General features: G+C 60.8%; 14 protein-coding genes. 5 read left to right on the top strand and 9 right to left on the bottom strand.

Going from position 1 to position 15,738, the window contains the following annotated elements; genetic code table 11:
• Positions 1 to 322: 322 nt before the first annotated feature.
• The 3 genes from AC2D8U_RS04345 to AC2D8U_RS04335 all read right to left on the bottom strand — a co-directional run bounded on the left by AC2D8U_RS04345 (position 323) and on the right by AC2D8U_RS04335 (position 3,540).
• Positions 323 to 1,285 (bottom strand): lipid A deacylase LpxR family protein, encoded by a 963-nt coding sequence (locus AC2D8U_RS04345; protein ID WP_484617826.1) that lies wholly within the window; start codon positions 1,283 to 1,285, stop codon positions 323 to 325.
• A gap of 170 nt (positions 1,286 to 1,455) precedes the next feature.
• Positions 1,456 to 1,965 carry a gamma-glutamylcyclotransferase family protein gene (locus AC2D8U_RS04340; RefSeq protein WP_484617825.1) on the bottom strand — a complete coding sequence of 170 codons (510 nt, stop codon included), beginning with the start codon at positions 1,963 to 1,965 and terminating at the stop codon, positions 1,456 to 1,458.
• A gap of 444 nt (positions 1,966 to 2,409) precedes the next feature.
• The gene (locus AC2D8U_RS04335) at positions 2,410 to 3,540 is read right to left on the bottom strand and encodes a cell division protein FtsZ (RefSeq protein WP_484617824.1); all 1,131 of its coding nucleotides are present in this window, start codon (positions 3,538 to 3,540) and stop codon (positions 2,410 to 2,412) included.
• A 151-nt stretch (positions 3,541 to 3,691) separates the two neighbouring features.
• Between AC2D8U_RS04335 and AC2D8U_RS04330 the strand changes: the two genes are divergently transcribed.
• The 5 genes from AC2D8U_RS04330 (at position 3,692) to AC2D8U_RS04310 (ending at position 7,485) form a co-directional block, all read left to right on the top strand.
• Positions 3,692 to 4,723: a helix-turn-helix transcriptional regulator gene (locus tag AC2D8U_RS04330; protein ID WP_484617823.1), complete on the top strand. Its 1,032-nt coding sequence runs from the start codon at positions 3,692 to 3,694 to the stop codon at positions 4,721 to 4,723.
• A gap of 109 nt (positions 4,724 to 4,832) precedes the next feature.
• Entirely contained in the window at positions 4,833 to 5,123 is a 291-nt protein-coding gene (locus AC2D8U_RS04325; protein WP_484617822.1) for a BufA1 family periplasmic bufferin-type metallophore, read from the top strand.
• A gap of 4 nt (positions 5,124 to 5,127) precedes the next feature.
• Positions 5,128 to 5,952, top strand: coding sequence for an MbnB/TglH/ChrH family RiPP precursor modification enzyme (locus AC2D8U_RS04320; protein ID WP_484617821.1), 825 nt, complete (start codon positions 5,128 to 5,130; stop codon positions 5,950 to 5,952).
• Entirely contained in the window at positions 5,949 to 6,698 is a 750-nt protein-coding gene (locus AC2D8U_RS04315; protein WP_484617820.1) for an HvfC/BufC family peptide modification chaperone, read from the top strand. The genes AC2D8U_RS04320 and AC2D8U_RS04315 overlap by 4 nt, the downstream gene beginning before the upstream one ends.
• A gap of 52 nt (positions 6,699 to 6,750) precedes the next feature.
• On the top strand, positions 6,751 to 7,485 hold the full coding sequence (locus AC2D8U_RS04310) for an NYN domain-containing protein (protein WP_484617819.1): 735 nt from the start codon (positions 6,751 to 6,753) through the stop codon (positions 7,483 to 7,485).
• A 126-nt stretch (positions 7,486 to 7,611) separates the two neighbouring features.
• Here the strand turns inward: AC2D8U_RS04310 and AC2D8U_RS04305 are convergent, their stop codons facing one another.
• The 6 genes from AC2D8U_RS04305 to AC2D8U_RS04280 form a co-directional block, all read right to left on the bottom strand.
• The gene (locus AC2D8U_RS04305; RefSeq protein ID WP_484617818.1) at positions 7,612 to 9,174 is read right to left on the bottom strand and encodes a BCCT family transporter; all 1,563 of its coding nucleotides are present in this window, start codon (positions 9,172 to 9,174) and stop codon (positions 7,612 to 7,614) included.
• Between the two features lie 498 nt (positions 9,175 to 9,672).
• Positions 9,673 to 10,956, bottom strand: coding sequence for a 4-aminobutyrate--2-oxoglutarate transaminase (gene gabT, locus AC2D8U_RS04300; RefSeq protein WP_484617817.1), 1,284 nt, complete (start codon positions 10,954 to 10,956; stop codon positions 9,673 to 9,675).
• Positions 10,957 to 10,965: 9 nt separating this feature from the next.
• Positions 10,966 to 12,420: an NAD-dependent succinate-semialdehyde dehydrogenase gene (locus AC2D8U_RS04295; protein WP_484617816.1), complete on the bottom strand. Its 1,455-nt coding sequence runs from the start codon at positions 12,418 to 12,420 to the stop codon at positions 10,966 to 10,968.
• Positions 12,417 to 13,541 carry an agmatine deiminase gene (aguA, locus tag AC2D8U_RS04290; RefSeq protein ID WP_484617815.1) on the bottom strand — a complete coding sequence of 375 codons (1,125 nt, stop codon included), beginning with the start codon at positions 13,539 to 13,541 and terminating at the stop codon, positions 12,417 to 12,419. The genes AC2D8U_RS04295 and aguA overlap by 4 nt, the downstream gene beginning before the upstream one ends.
• A 13-nt stretch (positions 13,542 to 13,554) precedes the next feature.
• A complete protein-coding gene (gene aguB, locus AC2D8U_RS04285) occupies positions 13,555 to 14,433 on the bottom strand; it encodes an N-carbamoylputrescine amidase (RefSeq protein WP_484617814.1) in 879 nt (292 codons plus the stop codon).
• Between the two features lie 24 nt (positions 14,434 to 14,457).
• On the bottom strand, positions 14,458 to 15,738 hold the full coding sequence (locus tag AC2D8U_RS04280; RefSeq protein ID WP_484617813.1) for an NAD(P)/FAD-dependent oxidoreductase: 1,281 nt from the start codon (positions 15,736 to 15,738) through the stop codon (positions 14,458 to 14,460).

Raw genomic sequence — 15,738 nt, 5'->3', positions numbered from 1 at the left:
AGCCTTTAGCTCCCATCATGCGGATCAAAGGTCCAGCTCAAGGGTTCAGCGCCTTGTCCTTAGCCCACGAATCGCTCTCTTGAGCAGGAACCCTCGACCTGACTGCAGAGCCCTATCTGATTTTGCTTGGAGCCTGGCTTGAAATGTCCGTTTTCCTATCTTGTCGACAAGTATGTAGCATTCCAATCCAGGGGATTTGAGTAGCCCCTCAGTCAGATCGACTTACGGCTCGACTTGGCCCAACAAAGTGATAAAGCAAAGGGCTGCAGACTTTAGGTCATTAACACAGATGGTCCCTCTGGATCGGACAAGTCCTCCATCCCTAGAATCGCCAGCCTAGGACCAGACGGCCAAAGTGGGTCCAGGCCTGGGTGGCCCCCCGATATTCCCGGCTTTCGTTGTTGAGCATAAACTCGCCAAAAAACGCACCATAATGGCCTCTCACACCCGCAATGTAGCCAGCTTGCAGGGGCTCAACTTCCACATCCGGTGCGGTCACTGGGCGCGGCCCCTGCAGCGTGATGTCATTGAGTCGAACCCGCCCCTCCAGGCCAAGATAAACCGACCAGCCCCAGGGAGCAGGGCTGATACCGGTCGCCTGGGACCAGTGACTGCCCAGAACCTGATCACCACTGTGACGCCCCCAATGCACACTGCTTCCCAATGCCACCTCGCTACGATAGTTACCCACGCTGGCTCGGGCATGGCTGTACCAGTGTGTCTGATATAACTCTCCCCCCTGCCAGAGTCGATCGTTACGGGCCCAGCTCAGCTGAACCAGCAGCGCGTCTTCGATCTGGTCCTCCCAGCCCGAAGGCGCCGTTGCGCCAAACCATTTATGGGTCGCCTTCTGTACCGCTTCGGCACCCGACGAGGGGCCAACCACGCCGATCCCCAGGCCATATCGAATGTCGCGATCAGGCGCCAGTCGACCCAAGGAGATCTCGCTGATCAGGGTGCCAGCGTAGGGGCGCTCGATAAGCGCCTGCTCCTCTTCGGACAGGGAGGATGGCGTCCACATCCGCTGGGACAACTGCCAGTGCCAGTAGTTGATCCCGGGATCCAGCGCCCGGGCAAAGGGCCTGAGCAAAGCTGGCCCCCTGTCGGCAAAATCGTCAATTGGTGCACTGGTCCGGTCCAGGAGAAATCCGTTGGTATAGTCCCCATCGGCCTGGACGACCACATCATTGTCCTGGGTGAACTGCCAGTCCGCCCCCTGTACCGTTATCCAGGCTGGCGCCAGTGTGAAGGCGCAGCCCAAGGCCAACCAGCTGGATCTCGCCATACCCCTCTCCCTCCTTACCAACAGGCCCAACCCCAATGGAACACAAATGGCAAAAATGATCAAAAAACAATGCAAAGCAACAACTTAAATCGCCAAGGTAAAGGAGTCACCTCCCCAGTGCGCTCCGACAGCGGATCAGAATCAATGAGAAGCGAGGGAGTTAGGGTGGATCATTGGGGCAGGTAGAGAGCCGACTCCCGTAAATGCCTGACATCGACAGGATCTCTTCGCGTCTTGACCGGCAGGATCCGATCACGGCAGTAGCTAAGGGGCAGATCCGCTTCGACCGCCCCCAGCCAGACATGGCGCCAATACCAATCAAAGGGTTGAAGTTTAGGGTCGATCTGCAGGGCACGGTAGCAGTATGCCTGGGTACGACGCCCACCCGCCAACGACAGTTCCAAGGATACCCTGCGATACCCACCTTCCAACTGATCGAGAAGAGGCCAGTCCTGGTCGCAAAGTCGGTAGAGTCGCCCGAAGGTTTGCTCATCGCCCTGAGGGGATACGGGGATCACGTCGCACTTGGCCGAGCCGTCCCGTCCAACTTTATGAAAACAGAGCCGGAAGTTTTCCAGGCAGGCCATCTCCAAGGGTTGGGCCTTTGGCAGGCGACTCAACAACCGCCGCCGGGACAAGTTGGAACCATAGGCAAAATAAAGCAGATTGTTTTCCGGCACCGCGCACCACCCAATGGCTGTCAATACAAGTTGCGGCCCACCTCTAACTGCAAGCCTCTAGCTGTGTTCACCGTTTCACTCCCCCAGTAGGAAAAAGGATAGTCCAGGATAATTCGGTGCGGCTCGACGCAAAGGGCGACCCATACCTGTTAATCCCTCCCTGTGGCTGACGCTCAGCGAAAGTGGGGCAACACAGGAAAGCGTTCACAGCGAGTACAAACGAACATGGGCTCGTTATTTCATTTGGAGAACCCAGTTCACTCAAGTAGGGTTGACTCAGACTTGGTTCAGGTTGCATTCAGGAACGATCCCATGCTTTACATGCTCTCCTTGCTCGTGATGGTGGTCGCAGGCCATCTCCTTCAACGCGCCTTGCTGCGTCTGTGTTTAAGTTGGCTCTACCGTTTCCAGCAGTAAGCAACGCCCCCCCTTTCTTCAAGGCTCCTAATGCCCCCGTCGGCGGCGCTCAAACGCGGGTATATCCATGGGATCGATAGCCTGATCCTGGGTTTTCATGCCGATCAGCTCTGGGATGCTGACAAGCCGTTCCCTCGACAGCGTCGATGTGGCCGAACGCGACCGCGCCATATTTTCATCGGGTCGGGAGGCTAGCACTTTTTGCCTCTCCTGTGCCGCCAGGCCAGTTGCCAAGACCATCACCTCAAAGGGGCTGCTCAGTGATGGATCTTGGGACACCCCCATCACTACCAGAGGCGTGCTGCTCAACTTTTCTCTTACCAGCCTGCCCAGTGCACTGAACGCCTTGAGTGACACGCGATCCACCGTGGCGATGTTGACGATCAATCCCTGCGCAGTAGTGAGATCCAGGCTCGCCACCAGGGGATCATTGATCGCCTGCTCGGTGCATTCGAGCAGTTCATTCTCCTGCTCACAGCGGCCCACACCAAACACCGCCCGGCCCGGATGCGCCATAACTCGGCAGAAATCATTGAAATCCACGTTGATCAACCCGGTCTGGGTCAGCATGCGCGCCAGGGCCGCAACGGCAGATCGCAGGACCTCATTGCTGGCATTGAAGGCGCTGGCCAAATCAATCTCCTCATCCAGCACTTCCACCAGGCGATCGTTGGGTAAGACCACCAGCGCATCGGCCTGCTCCGCCAAACGGTCAACGCCTGACAAGGCATGTTCCGTGCGCTGTTCCCCCTCAAACTCAAACGGCAGGGTGACCAAGGCCACGGTTGGCAGATGTCGTTGTCGAGCTAGGCGGGCAAGCTCTGGGATCGCCCCGGTGCCGGTACCACCGCCCATGCCCGCAACCAAAAACAGGATCTCCGCCTCGCCGATCAGGCTTTCCAGCGCCTCTTCAGACTCCAGGCTCGCCTGCTTGCCCTGCTGGGGATCGGCACCCGCACCATAGCCCCGGGTGGTCTTTGGCCCCAGGGCCAGAACAGTATCGACCCGGCAAGCGGCTAAGGCGGCCTCGTCAGTATTGACCGCTGCCGTTTGGATCCCATCGGGCAACGCCTCGGGCTGCAGGTAACTGACGGCATTGCCGCCACAGCCACCGATCCCCACCACCAGAATGCGGCTTTGCGTAGTCACTGCGTCCATCTCTATTCCTCTGGATCCCTAAGTTGAAACAAGGATGGAAGATTGGCACGACAGATCCTGTCGCGGGGCTGCGCCATGCTTTACAAGGCGATTGGCGGGACCAGAGTTTCGTTGATATGGTATTGAATACGATGAGAATAACGGACATCTCATGAGCGGAAGCCTATTTCGCAAGATGGCGATATTACACCTCTTGCCCCCCCACCCTCGTAAGATCAGCACGGCGGAACTTCAGCAGCGCCTGATGATCGAGGGTTTCAACACCAGTCTGCGCACGGTGCAGCGTGATCTGAACGATCTCACCGAACACTACCCCCTGCTCAGCGATGAGGAGAACCCTGCCGGTTGGTGTATCGCTCGCAACACTCGACTGGATCTGCCAGATATGGATGGCGATACGGCACTGGCGTTCGCCCAGCTCGATCAGCATACCCAGCACTTCCTGCCGCCCAATACCCATGCCCAGCTTGAGCCCTACTTCCGCCATGCTCGCCAGCGCCTAAGTCAGGATCACAACCGGGCACGGGCTCGTTGGCAGGAGAAGATCCGCTTCCATCCGTTGGGCCCGGTCCATAAGCCCGCCGAGATCCGCCATGAGGTGGCCTCGGCGGTATACCAGTCCCTGTTCGACGATACCGTGCTGGAGATCAGTTACTACCGTGACAACGATTTTCAGCGGCGTCAGGATCGGTTCCACCCCTGTGCCATCGTCCATCGGGATGCCAGCAGCTACCTTATCGGCCGATGCGACGACGAGGCCCTGGCCAGGGCAATCGCCCTGCATCGCATTGATAAAGCTCAGTTAAGCCATGATCCCGCCACCGGCCCAAAAGGGTTCGTATTGGATGACTGGCTGGCACAGGGGCACCTGGGCCAGCGCACGCAGGCCCAGGCCCGAGTGTTGATCCAGTTTCAGCCCCAAGCGGGCTGCCATCTGTTCGATACACCGATCAGCGACGATCAGGAGTTGTGCTTTGTCGATGACACACTGCAGCTGTGCGCCACGCTGGCCATCAACGAGGAGTTGATCCGCTGGTTGCTGGGCTTTGCCGGCAATGCCCAGGTGCTCGAGCCCGAGTCCCTGCGCTTCGAACTGCAAAACCGGCTCAAGGCAGCCCTGACAGGGTATGAATCACTGCCTTCACCCAAGGCACTGGCACCAGTGACCGCGCAATCCGCCTGAGCGTTATACCCCCTGGGGCTAACGCTATAGCCAAACACTCTAGCCTCAGGGAAAGCCAGCCCGGCTTTACCCTCTCTATGTTGGAGGTACTCAACCTAGAGAGGCAAGCATGAGTCATAACACCCCCTTGAAACACACACTGGCTGGCATGGTGATCGCCAGCTTTGCCCTGGCCTCGGCCCAAGCCTTGGCGGTACCGGATCAACCCAAGAACTGGGAAAAATGCGCCGGAGTCGCCAAGAAAGGGATGAACGACTGCGGTGCGCTGGACGGCAAACACAGCTGTGCCGGTCAGGCCACCCTGGACAATGATCCCAATGAATGGGTCTATGTGCCCGAGGGCACCTGCAAGAAGATCGGCGGTAAGGTCGCCAAGGTTAAGCCGGCCAAGAGCGAATAATCCCATGGCCAATGCCGGGATCAGCCTGCGGGAGGTCCATCTGGCCCGCCTCCTGGCCGAACGTCCGCCTCTGCCCTTTGTTGAGGTGGTGGCGGATAACTTCCTGGCCCGTCGTGGCCCTCATTATCATCAACTGCGCCAGCTCGCTCAACACTACCCCATTCATCTGCACTGCGTGGGATTCTCCTTTGGCTCCGCCGAGCTGGTGCCAGAATACCTGGCGCAGATCAGCGCCATGGCCCAGGAACTGGGTGCCCTGACGGTGTCGGATCATCTCAGTACCAGCCGAGTTGGCGCGATCCCAGTACCGGATCTGCTGCCGGTCCACTACCACAACCACAGCATTGCCCCCCTGTGCCGCAACCTGGCTCAGGCCCAGACCGCCCTGACCTGCCCCCTGCTGCTGGAAAATCCCTCCCGTTACCTGGCTTACCAGGACGACACCCTGAGCGAAGGCGCCCTGATGCGCGCACTCCATACGCGGACGGGGATAGGCGTACTGCTGGACATTAACAACCTGCATGTCACTGCCCACAACCTGGGCGTCGACAGCGAACGCCTGCTGCAGGACTACCCCGACGCCGTTCACCTCTACCATCTGGCCGGCTACACGCAAGCGCCCCCTCTGCTGATCGACACCCATGGGACGCACGTGTCCCTGCCTGTCTGGCAGCTCTATCAAAAGGCAATAACGCGCTTTGGTGCACAGGATACGGTGATCGAGTGGGACCATGATCTGCCCGAGCTGGATACCCTGCTGCGTGAAGCGGACAAGGCCAGAACATATCTGGATCGCCCCATTTCCACCCACGAAGGGGGCGGGCCATGAGCCGGGATCCCCTGCGCCATTTCCAGCAAAGGGGTCAGGCAGGCTTTGCCGGGACCGACCCCAAACGTCTTGAGGCTGCGCTGACGGTCTATCGAAACAACCGGCTGGGTGCCCGGCTACAGGCACTGGGACTGAGCTATCCCCTGACCGAGCAACTGCTGGGCCCGGACCGTTTTCGCCCCATGGCAAAGGCGTTTTGCCTCTCACTGGATGAAGCCTGCCCTTTGGGGCGCTCCGGCGAGATCTTACTGCCCTGGCTACGCCTTCAATCCCAATCGTCGCCCCTGTTCAACGACTACCCCTTTTTACCCACCCTGCTCAAACTGGAGTGGGCCTATCACTGCGCCTATCACAGTCCGCAAATCTCCCCCGTCGCCATTGATGACTGTGACAACTGGCTGCGTGCCCCGAATGGCCCTGTCCCCTGGTGCCTGCATCCGGCGCTGTCGGTGATCACCAGTCGCTATCCACTGATGGCGATACGCCGCACACTGCTGGCCCTGGGCCGGGGGGAAGACCCCGAACTGCTCATCACCCCTTCCCCGCGACAGTGCTGGGCAGTCTGGCCCGAGCCGGACAGCGTGGGGATCGCCCTGCTGTCCACCTCACAGCGACACCTGCTTGACTGGCTCAGGCGTCCCACACTGCCTTGTCGCGCCGATCTCTTCACTCCGCTGCCCCAACTCCTCCAGCGTCAGTGGCTCGTCCGGGCCCAAGCCAAATCAGCGTCGTTTATTGCCGGATAGCGTAAGAGACTGCTAGGGTTGAAATAACGCCATAGGAACAGGACTGTTCACCATGCCAGATCGGGAGCGCATCGCCCTTTTCATTGACGCGGATAACGCACCGGCGGCCAAGATAGAGCGGGTGCTGTCCGAGCTGGCGCGATACGGCGTCGTGACGATCCGCAAGGCCTACGGCAACTGGAAGAAGCCGGCACTGATGAGTTGGGAAACGATCCTGCACGAGCACGCCATTCAGCCGGTTCAGCAGTTTGATCTGGTTAAGGGCAAGAATGCCACCGACATCGCCCTGGTGATCGACGCCATGGACGTACTCTACCGCGACAAGATCGATCTGATCTGCCTGGTTTCGTCAGACTGTGATTTTACCCCCCTGGTCACCCGGGCGCTGGCCGACGGTAAGCGGGTGTTCGGTTTTGGCTCCCGGCAAACCCCAGTCCCCTTCGTCAACAGCTGCTCCCGCTTCCTCTACCTGGACGAGCCTGACACCAGCCCCTCGAAAAAGGCGCCTCCCTCGCCCAAGGCAGCCTCCAAGCTGAAAGGGGATGCACGGCTTATCAACCTGCTTCGCCAGGCGGTGGAAGCGGTGGAGGACGATGACGGCTGGGCACAACTTGGCCCCATCGGCAGCCATATCTCCAATCACGCCTCCTTTGATCCCCGTAACTACGGCTTTACCAAGTTGAGTGATCTGTTCGCCGCCATCGATCTGTTCGAGATGAAACGGGGCGGTGGCAATGGTAATGGCACCCATATCTTTATTCGGGATAAGAAACGGGGGAAGATCTAATACCATTGGTATCAGTCCCTTCGACAGCCCAAGCCGTCGTTCGAGTACCTTAGGGTCCAGAAAAGCAAAACGCGCCGATGGAAACCATCGGCGCGTTTTCTCTGCATACCTGAAAGACGGAGGCGATCAGCGCTGCTGTGTGTCGTACATCTTTCTCGCCAGGACCGGGGCGTTCCACAGGGAAGGCAGCAGGATCAGCGATACCGGCACCGCCGCCACCACGATAAAGGACTGCAGCGCACCCACACCACCGGCACCGATGGAGATCAGGATCGCCGCCAGGACGCCCATGATCACCGCCCAGAACACCCGAACCCCGGTATGGGGATGATCATAGCCCGTCATCACCATGGAGATGGTGTAGGTCATGGAATCACCTGTGGTGGCCACAAAGATGGTGGTCAGTACCAGGAACAGGACGGAGATCAACATCCCCAGGGGCAACTGCTCGGTAATGGCCAACAGGGCCGCAGGCAGGTTCATGCCGGTAAAGGGTTCGGAGATCACGCCGGGGTTGGCCAGTTCAAAGGCGATCCCGCTGCCACCGACTATGGTAAACCAGAAGCAGGTGATCACAGGTGCCACCAGGGAGATCAACAGGACCATCTGACGGATAGTGCGCCCCTTGGAGATCCGGGCGACGAACATCGCCATCAGGGGGCCGTATCCCAGGAACCAGCCCCAGAAAAAGACGGTCCACCAGCCCAGCCAGGCTTCATCCTGGCGGAAGGTCGCCATGGGAATAAACTGGTCGATGTAGGTGCCCATCCCCTGGATATAACCGTTGATGATAAAGCTGGTGGGGCCCAACAGCAGCATGTAGATCATCAGGAAGGCGGCCAGGATGATATTAAAACGGCTGAGCAGCTGGATCCCGCGGGTTACGCCGCTGATGGCGGAGGCGGTGTAGATCATTACCAGGCCTACCAGGATCACCATCTGACTGGTGAAGGTGTTGGGGATGGCAAACAGCTTATCCAGGCCAAAACCCACCTGCAGCGCCAGGAAACCGATGGGGCCAACGGTACCGGCGACCACCGCCAGCACACAACAGGCATCCACCACAGCACCGACCCAACTTGTCATGATCCTTGGGCCAAACACGGGATAGAGCAAGGTTCTGGGCTTAAGGGGCAGCCCCTTGTCATAGTGCAGGTGGGCAAACACGATACTGGTCAGGCTGCCGAGGATCGCCCAGGCCAGGAAGCCCCAGTGCATAAAGCTCTGGGCCAGGGCGTTATAGCCCGCTTTTAGGGTATCCGCCTCATCGGCAAAGAGGGGAGGCGCAGAAACAAAGTGCGCCATGGGCTCGGCGGCGGCCCAGAATACGCCCCCGCCGGCCAGCAGGGTACACATGATCACCGACACCCATTTGAAGGTGCTGATCTCCGGAGTGCCCAAGCCACCCAGGACCGCTTCGCCACTGCGGCTGGCCGCGATATAGAGGCCAATAAAGAAGGTGGCCAACAGCAATACCTGCCAATAGGCACCAAAATACTGAGCCGACACGCCAAATGCCTGGTTTACCGTGGCACTGACCCATTCGATGTCGAACATGGCCGCCAACGCAAACAGGACCAGGCCGCCACCACTGAGCATCAACACCGGAAGATCGATGTCGCTGTACCAGTGGCTCGGTACGATCAGTGTTTCTTCAACGTCCGCAGACGTACCTGTTGTATGACTCATAGATAATACTCCGTACTCGCCGGACTCTGGGTTCCAGCGATAGCGTAGAAAAGGCCGTTCGTGGCAAAGGGAAACAGCTTGGCAGTGGCAAGCCGTAAAAAAGAGGCGCGACCCACAATATCGAGCAGGTGCATACAGCTAGTTGTAGCGGTCATACCGCAAAATAGAAAGGCTTGGCTCTGTCAGGGACAGGATCAATGCCGCCAGCGCGCTGTCCCATCGGGAGCAACGACGACACCTCGTAGGGGGACAAGGTGCTGGCCACTATGCCATCACGACCGAGGAACACGGCCGGGGGATAAACGCTAAAGATGGGCAAGCCAGCCCATCTTTCATTCAGTTCCATGTCATTGAGGAATGGAACAAATGGCATATGCGCGCACTATAAGACACTCTTTTGTGGATCTCAAGGTGGGTTCACGACACAGATCACGCCCCCTGGAGCAACGTGATCTGTCACTCAGTTCTACCAGGGTTCAAGCCCCGAGCCTGGCGGCTTCAGGGGGTTACCAACTCGGCAAAAATCGCCTCCAGTCGGTCCAATCCCTCCTGCCACTGCGCCTGGGGAATGGTCAGGGGCGGCAGCAGACGCAGGACATTACCCCGGGTGCCACAAGCGAGCAGGATCACGCCATGATCCAGTGCTTTGCCCAGTATCGCCTTGGTCAAAGCGGCATTGGGCCGGCCCGCATCCCCCTGCTCCACCAGCTCGATGGCGATCATCGCCCCCATCACCCGCACCTCTCCTATGCATTGAGGGTAGGCTTGCTGCAGCGCCGTCAAACGCTGCTGGGCGTACTCACCGATATCCAGTGCCCGAGAACACAGCTGCTCCTGCTCGATGATCTCAAGCACCGCATTGGCCGCCACACACCCCAGGGGCGAGCCAGCGTAGGTGCCGCCCAGTCCGCCGGGCAACGCCGCGTTCATGATCTCCGCCTTGCCGGTCACCGCCGCCAGGGGAAAACCACCGGCCAACCCCTTGGCCAGGGTGATCAGATCCGGCTCGATGCCAAATGCCTCGCTGGCAAACAGACGCCCGGTACGGCCAAAACCTGTCTGGATCTCGTCACAGATCAACACGATGCCATGCTGGTCACAGATCCGGCGCAGCGCCTTCATAAAGCTCACCGGGGCCGGGTAGAAACCGCCCTCCCCCTGCACCGGCTCGATAATGATGGCAGCCACCTGGGAGGGGGCCACATCACAGTGGAACAGCTGCTGCAACGCGTCCAGACACTGGACCTCGCTGGTGTCGTGATAGCCGATGGGGAACGGCACCCGGTAGATCTCCCCGGGGAAGGGACCAAATCCCGCCTTGTAGGGCGCCACCTTACCGGTCAGCCCCATGGTCAGGTTGGTTCGGCCGTGGAAGCCGCCGTTAAAGGCGATCACCCCGGCCCGACCGGTGTGGGCCCGGGCGATCTTGACCGCGTTCTCCACCGCTTCGGCCCCGGTAGTCACCAGGATAGAGCGTTTCTCACTCTCCCCCGGCGCCAACCGGTTGAGGCGCTCTGCCAGGGTGACCATGGGCTCATAGGGGGCCACCATGCCACAGGTATGGCTGAACCGGTCAAGCTGGGCGCGTACCGCCTCGGTGATCCTGGGATGGCTATGGCCGGTATTGGTCACCGCGATCCCCGCCGCCAGATCGATGTAGGCCCGGCCCTCCACGTCCCAGAGGGTGGCATTGTCGGCCCGCGCCACATAGAGGGGATAGAGGTTGGCCATGCCATCGGCAAAGGCCGCCTGCTTGCGCTGTTGCAGTTGGGTATTGTTCATTGTCCTTCCTTAGTCGGCCAGGCCGCCCATGCAGAGATATTTGATATCGAGATAGTCATCGAGACCGTACTTGGAGCCTTCCCGACCGTGGCCCGAGGCCTTGACACCGCCAAATGGCGCCGCGGCGTTGGACAGGATCCCTTCGTTGATCCCCACCATGCCGTACTCCAACGCCTCGCTGATCCGAAAGACCCGCCCCAGATCCCGGCTGTAGAGGTAGGCCGCCAATCCATAGTCGCAATCATTGGCCAAGGCGATCGCCTCCTGCTCACTGTCAAAGGGGATCAGTGCCGCGACCGGACCAAAGATCTCCTCCCGGGCCACCGGCATGGCGTTGCTCACCCCGGTCAACACCACGGGCGCGCTGAAACAGCCCTCACCCGGAGGCTCACTTCGGTAACGCAACTGTGCGCCTTCGGCCAGGGAGTCCGCCACCAGTTGGTCCACCTTGGCCACCGCGTCGGCGTTGATCAGCGGACCGATCTGCACCCCCTCCTGGCACCCACTGCCCAGGGAGAGACGCGCCACCTCATCGGTCAGCCGGGCGGCAAACGCCTCATACACTCCTGATTGGACGAAGATCCGGTTGGCACAGACACAGGTCTGGCCGGCGTTACGAAACTTGGCGGCCATCAACCCCTGCACCGCAGCGTCCAGATCGGCATCATCCATGACGATAAAGGGCGCATTGCCCCCCAATTCCATGGAGGTACGTTTGATCCCCTCGGCGCACTGGGCCAGCAGCTTCTTACCGGTCGCCGTGGAGCCGGTAAAGGAGAATTTGCGCACGTCCGGATGGCCCGTCAGCACCTCGCCGATCGCCTGGGAACGCTTGCCCACCACCACATTGAACACCCCGGCAGGTATGCCGGCGCGCTGGGCCAGCTCCGCCACCGCCAGGGCCGACAGGGGCGTCTCCGCCGCCGGCTTGGCCACGAAAGTGCAACCCGCCGCCAACGCCGGTGCCGCCTTGCGCACCATCATGGCGTTGGGAAAGTTCCAGGGCGTGATGGAGGCCACCACCCCCACCGGCTGCTTTACCACCAGCAGCCGCTTGTCGGCGGAGGGAGCCGGGATGGTGTCCCCGTAGATCCGCACCGCCTCCTCGGCAAACCACTTGATGTAGCTGGCGCCATAGGCGATCTCGCCCCGCGCCTCCGCCAGCGGCTTGCCCTGCTCCAGGGTCAGCAGCAGGGCCAGATCCGCCTGATGCGCCAGGATCTCATCGTGCCAGGCCATCAGCAGCGCACTGCGGCTGGCCGCTGGCCTGGCCCGCCACTGGGCCAAAGCCCGCTGGGCCGCTTCCACCGCCGCCATCGCCTCTTCACTTCCGCCGTCGCTGATCTGGGCCAGCACCTCACCATTGGCCGGGTTGCTGACGGGAAAACCGGTATCGGATCCCACCCACTGGCCGTCGATATAGCTGTCGGTGCGCAGCAGCCTGGGGTCGTTCAATCCTTTCATCCTGACATTCCTTCTAACTGGGTTGCATCCGCACACTGCGGACGGGGGATCTGCTGAGTAATGCAGTGAATGTTGCCGCCGCCAAGAAGGATCTCCCGGGCGGGCACGCCCACCACCTGGTGATCCGGCATCGCCGCCTGAACGCGAGCGAGGGCCTGAGGATCGGTCACAGGATCCAGCAGGGGCAGCAGCACCCGGCCATTGGTGATCAACAAATTGGCGTAGGAGCCGCCGAGACGCTCCCCGGCCTGACGCTTCATGCCGCCGCTGGGCTCTATCCCCGCCGCTTCCGCTTCACTCAGGTACAGGGGTCCTGGGATCGGCAGTTTGATCACCTCGATGCGGCGGCCCTGCGCATCCCGGCTGTCCGCCAACACCGCCAGGGCTTGGCGAGAGATGGCGTACTGGGGATCCGCCGGATCGTCACACCAGGAGAGCACCACCCTGGCCGGGGCGATCACATGGAGCAGGTTATCCACATGGCCGTTGGTTTCATCGTTAAACAGGCCTCGGGGCAGCCAGATCACTCGTTCGATCCCCAGGTAGTCCCTGAGGTGGGCTTCCAACTCAGAGCGACTCAGGTGGGGATTGCGGCTGGGGTGGAGCAGACACTCCTCCGTGGTGTAGAGGGTCCCTTCACCGTCACAGTGGAACGCCCCGCCTTCCAGGACAAAAGGCGCCTGGTAGTGATCAAAACCCATGAGATCGGCGATCTTCGCCGCCACCTGATCATCCTTATCCCAGGGGAAATAGAGGCCATCGGACAGGCCACCCCAGGCATTGAACTGCCAGCTGATCATCCGTACCTCACCCTCGCCGTTAACCACACTGGTGGGGCCGATATCCCGCATCCAGGCATCATCGAAACTCATCTCCACCACCCGCACCGGATCGGGCAGGCAGTGGCGGGCGAAGGGGTACTGGGCGGCGCTGGCCGCCACGGTGATCGGAGTCACGGCGGCGATCGCCTCGGCCACGGCGGCAAAAGCCTGTTGGGCCGGTTTTCCGCCCAACCGCCAGTTGTCAGGCCGCTCAGGCCAGGCCATCCAGACATGCTGCTGGGGGGCAAACTCCGCCGGCAGGATAAAGCCATCCTCCCTGGGGCTTGAGATCCTTTCCATGGTGCCTCCTTGATCAGCTTGGGGTTTGCCCGGTCAATGACGCCAGCGCACCATACAGATCGGGCCGACGATCCCGGAACAGGCCCCAGGCATGGCGCGCTTTGGCCGTGGCATCGAGATCCAGCTCGGCATAGAGGATGGTCTCCTCCTCCCGTCCCGCCTCCGCCAGCTTGGCTCCGGTATGATCCGTGATGAAAGAGGAGCCATAGAATCGGGTCTCTATACCATCGTCACACTCGACGCCCGTGCGATTGGCGGCGATCACCGGCACCAGGTTGGCGGCCGCATGGCCCTGCATGGTGCGCTGCCAGTGGTCCTTGGAGTCCAGGGTAGGATCCTGAGGCTCGGAGCCGATGGCGGTGGGATAGAAGATCGCCTCGGCACCGGCCAGGACCAGGCTGCGGGCCAGCTCGGGAAACCATTGGTCCCAGCAGATCCCGGCGCCAAAGGTACCGTAGCGGGTGCGCCACACTTTGAAACCCGTGTCGCCCGGACTGAAGTAGTACTTCTCGCTGTACCCGGGTCCATCGGGAATATGAGACTTGCGGTAGTTCTCCAGCACGGTGCCATCGGCGTCGATCATCACCAGAGAGTTGAAGAAGCAGTTACCGGCCTTCTCGAAATAGCTCACCGGGATCACTACCTGATGCTGACGGGCCAGCTCACTCATCCGCATGATCAGCGGACTGCTTTCGAGTTCCTGCGCCAGCTCAAAATAGCGGGCCTCCTGCTGCTTGCAAAAATAGGGGGCGGCAAACAGCTCCTGCAGCACCACCACCTGGGCTCCCTGGGCCGCGGCCTCGGCAACCGCCTTGGCCACCTTCTCCAGGTTGGCCTCCAGATCCCAGCCGATCGCCAACTGAACCGAGGCAAACGTCACGTTCTTACTCATAGGGTTGTCCTTAATCCTTCGAAGTTACAGGGCCAGCTTGTCCCGCAGGCTGTAGTAGGCGGCCCCAATGGCCGTCAATGGGATCTGCAGATGACGCCCGCCGGGAAAGCGCAGATGGGGCAGGCTGGCAAAAGCATCGAAGCGCCGGGCCTGACCCGCCAGGGCTTCGGCCACCAGCCGACCGGCCAGGTGGGTGCAGGTGACGCCATGGCCCGAGTAGCCCTGCAGGTAATAGACGGTGTCATCGATCCGGCCAAACTGGGGCATGCGCGAGTAGGTCAGCAGGAAGTTGCCGGTCCAGCGATAGTCGATGCCGATCCCCTTGAGCTGGGGAAACAGTGCCTCCATCTTGGGGCGGATCAAGCGCTCAATGGAGGCCGGCTCCCGCGCGCCGTACACCACCCCGCCGCCAAACAGCAGGCGCTGATCTTCGGTAAGGCGGTAGTAATCCAGCAGGTAGTTACAATCCTCGACGCAGTAGTTTTGCGGTAGCAGCTGTTTCGCCAACTCATCGGAGAGGGGCTCTGTGGTGATCACCTGGGTACCACAGGGGATCGCCTTGGATCCCAGCTGAGGCTCCAGGCCACCGGGCAGGTAGGCGTTACCGGCCAGAATGAGGAACTTGGCTTTGACCCGGCCGTGCTGAGTATGGGCCACAGGGTTGGCCCCCTTGTCGATACGGCTGACCGGTGACTGCTCGAAGATCCGTCCACCCAGGGCCGTGATCGCCTCGGCCTCACCCAGTGCCAGGTTGAGGGGATGAATATGGCCCCCGCGCTTGTCCAGCAGGCCGCCAACGTAGGCCTGGGTCCCCACCACCTGGCGGATCCCGTCGCCATCCAGCAACTCCAGCTGATCATTGCCCAGGGCTTCCCAGTTGGCCTTCTGCTGCGCCAGCTCCTTGAGCTGTTTCTGATTCAGGGCCGCAAACACCCCACCGCTTTGGTGGGCGCAGTCGATCTGGTACTGGTCGATGCGCTGGCGAATGATCTCGCCCCCCTCGAAGATCATGCTGCAGAGCAGATCGGCGGTGGCCTTGTCGTACCGTTTGCGGATCACATCCACGTCGCGGCTGTAGCTGTTGACGACCTGCCCGCCGTTGCGCCCGGTGGCGCCAAAGCCGACCCGGGCACTCTCCAGCAGCACCACGTTAAAGCCCTGCTCGGCCAGGTGCAGGCCCGATGAAAGGCCACTGAACCCGGCCCCGACGATGCAGACATCACACTCCACCTCTCCCTCCAGCATGGGATAGTGAGTGCGGCGGTTGGCGCTTGCGGCGTAATAGGATTGAACATGTTCGGTCAT

Source organism: Ferrimonas sp. YIN67 (genome assembly GCF_057219095.1).
Note: the sequence above shows the minus strand (reverse complement) of the source record. Positions and strands in the feature narration are given on the sequence as shown.

What these genes read in the sequence shown, in the direction of transcription:
- AC2D8U_RS04345 (WP_484617826.1), bottom strand. Translation starts at nt 1,285, where the DNA reads ATGGCGAGATCCAGCTGGTTGGCCTTGGGCTGCGCCTTCACACTGGCG.
- AC2D8U_RS04335 (WP_484617824.1), bottom strand. Translation starts at nt 3,540, where the DNA reads ATGGACGCAGTGACTACGCAAAGCCGCATTCTGGTGGTGGGGATCGGT.
- AC2D8U_RS04330 (WP_484617823.1), top strand. Translation starts at nt 3,692, where the DNA reads ATGAGCGGAAGCCTATTTCGCAAGATGGCGATATTACACCTCTTGCCC.
- AC2D8U_RS04325 (WP_484617822.1), top strand. Translation starts at nt 4,833, where the DNA reads ATGAGTCATAACACCCCCTTGAAACACACACTGGCTGGCATGGTGATC.
- AC2D8U_RS04320 (WP_484617821.1), top strand. Translation starts at nt 5,128, where the DNA reads ATGGCCAATGCCGGGATCAGCCTGCGGGAGGTCCATCTGGCCCGCCTC.
- AC2D8U_RS04315 (WP_484617820.1), top strand. Translation starts at nt 5,949, where the DNA reads ATGAGCCGGGATCCCCTGCGCCATTTCCAGCAAAGGGGTCAGGCAGGC.
- AC2D8U_RS04310 (WP_484617819.1), top strand. Translation starts at nt 6,751, where the DNA reads ATGCCAGATCGGGAGCGCATCGCCCTTTTCATTGACGCGGATAACGCA.
- AC2D8U_RS04305 (WP_484617818.1), bottom strand. Translation starts at nt 9,174, where the DNA reads ATGAGTCATACAACAGGTACGTCTGCGGACGTTGAAGAAACACTGATC.
- gabT (WP_484617817.1), bottom strand. Translation starts at nt 10,956, where the DNA reads ATGAACAATACCCAACTGCAACAGCGCAAGCAGGCGGCCTTTGCCGAT.
- AC2D8U_RS04295 (WP_484617816.1), bottom strand. Translation starts at nt 12,420, where the DNA reads ATGAAAGGATTGAACGACCCCAGGCTGCTGCGCACCGACAGCTATATC.
- aguA (WP_484617815.1), bottom strand. Translation starts at nt 13,541, where the DNA reads ATGGAAAGGATCTCAAGCCCCAGGGAGGATGGCTTTATCCTGCCGGCG.
- aguB (WP_484617814.1), bottom strand. Translation starts at nt 14,433, where the DNA reads ATGAGTAAGAACGTGACGTTTGCCTCGGTTCAGTTGGCGATCGGCTGG.
- AC2D8U_RS04280 (WP_484617813.1), bottom strand. Translation starts at nt 15,738, where the DNA reads ATGACCGAACATGTTCAATCCTATTACGCCGCAAGCGCCAACCGCCGC.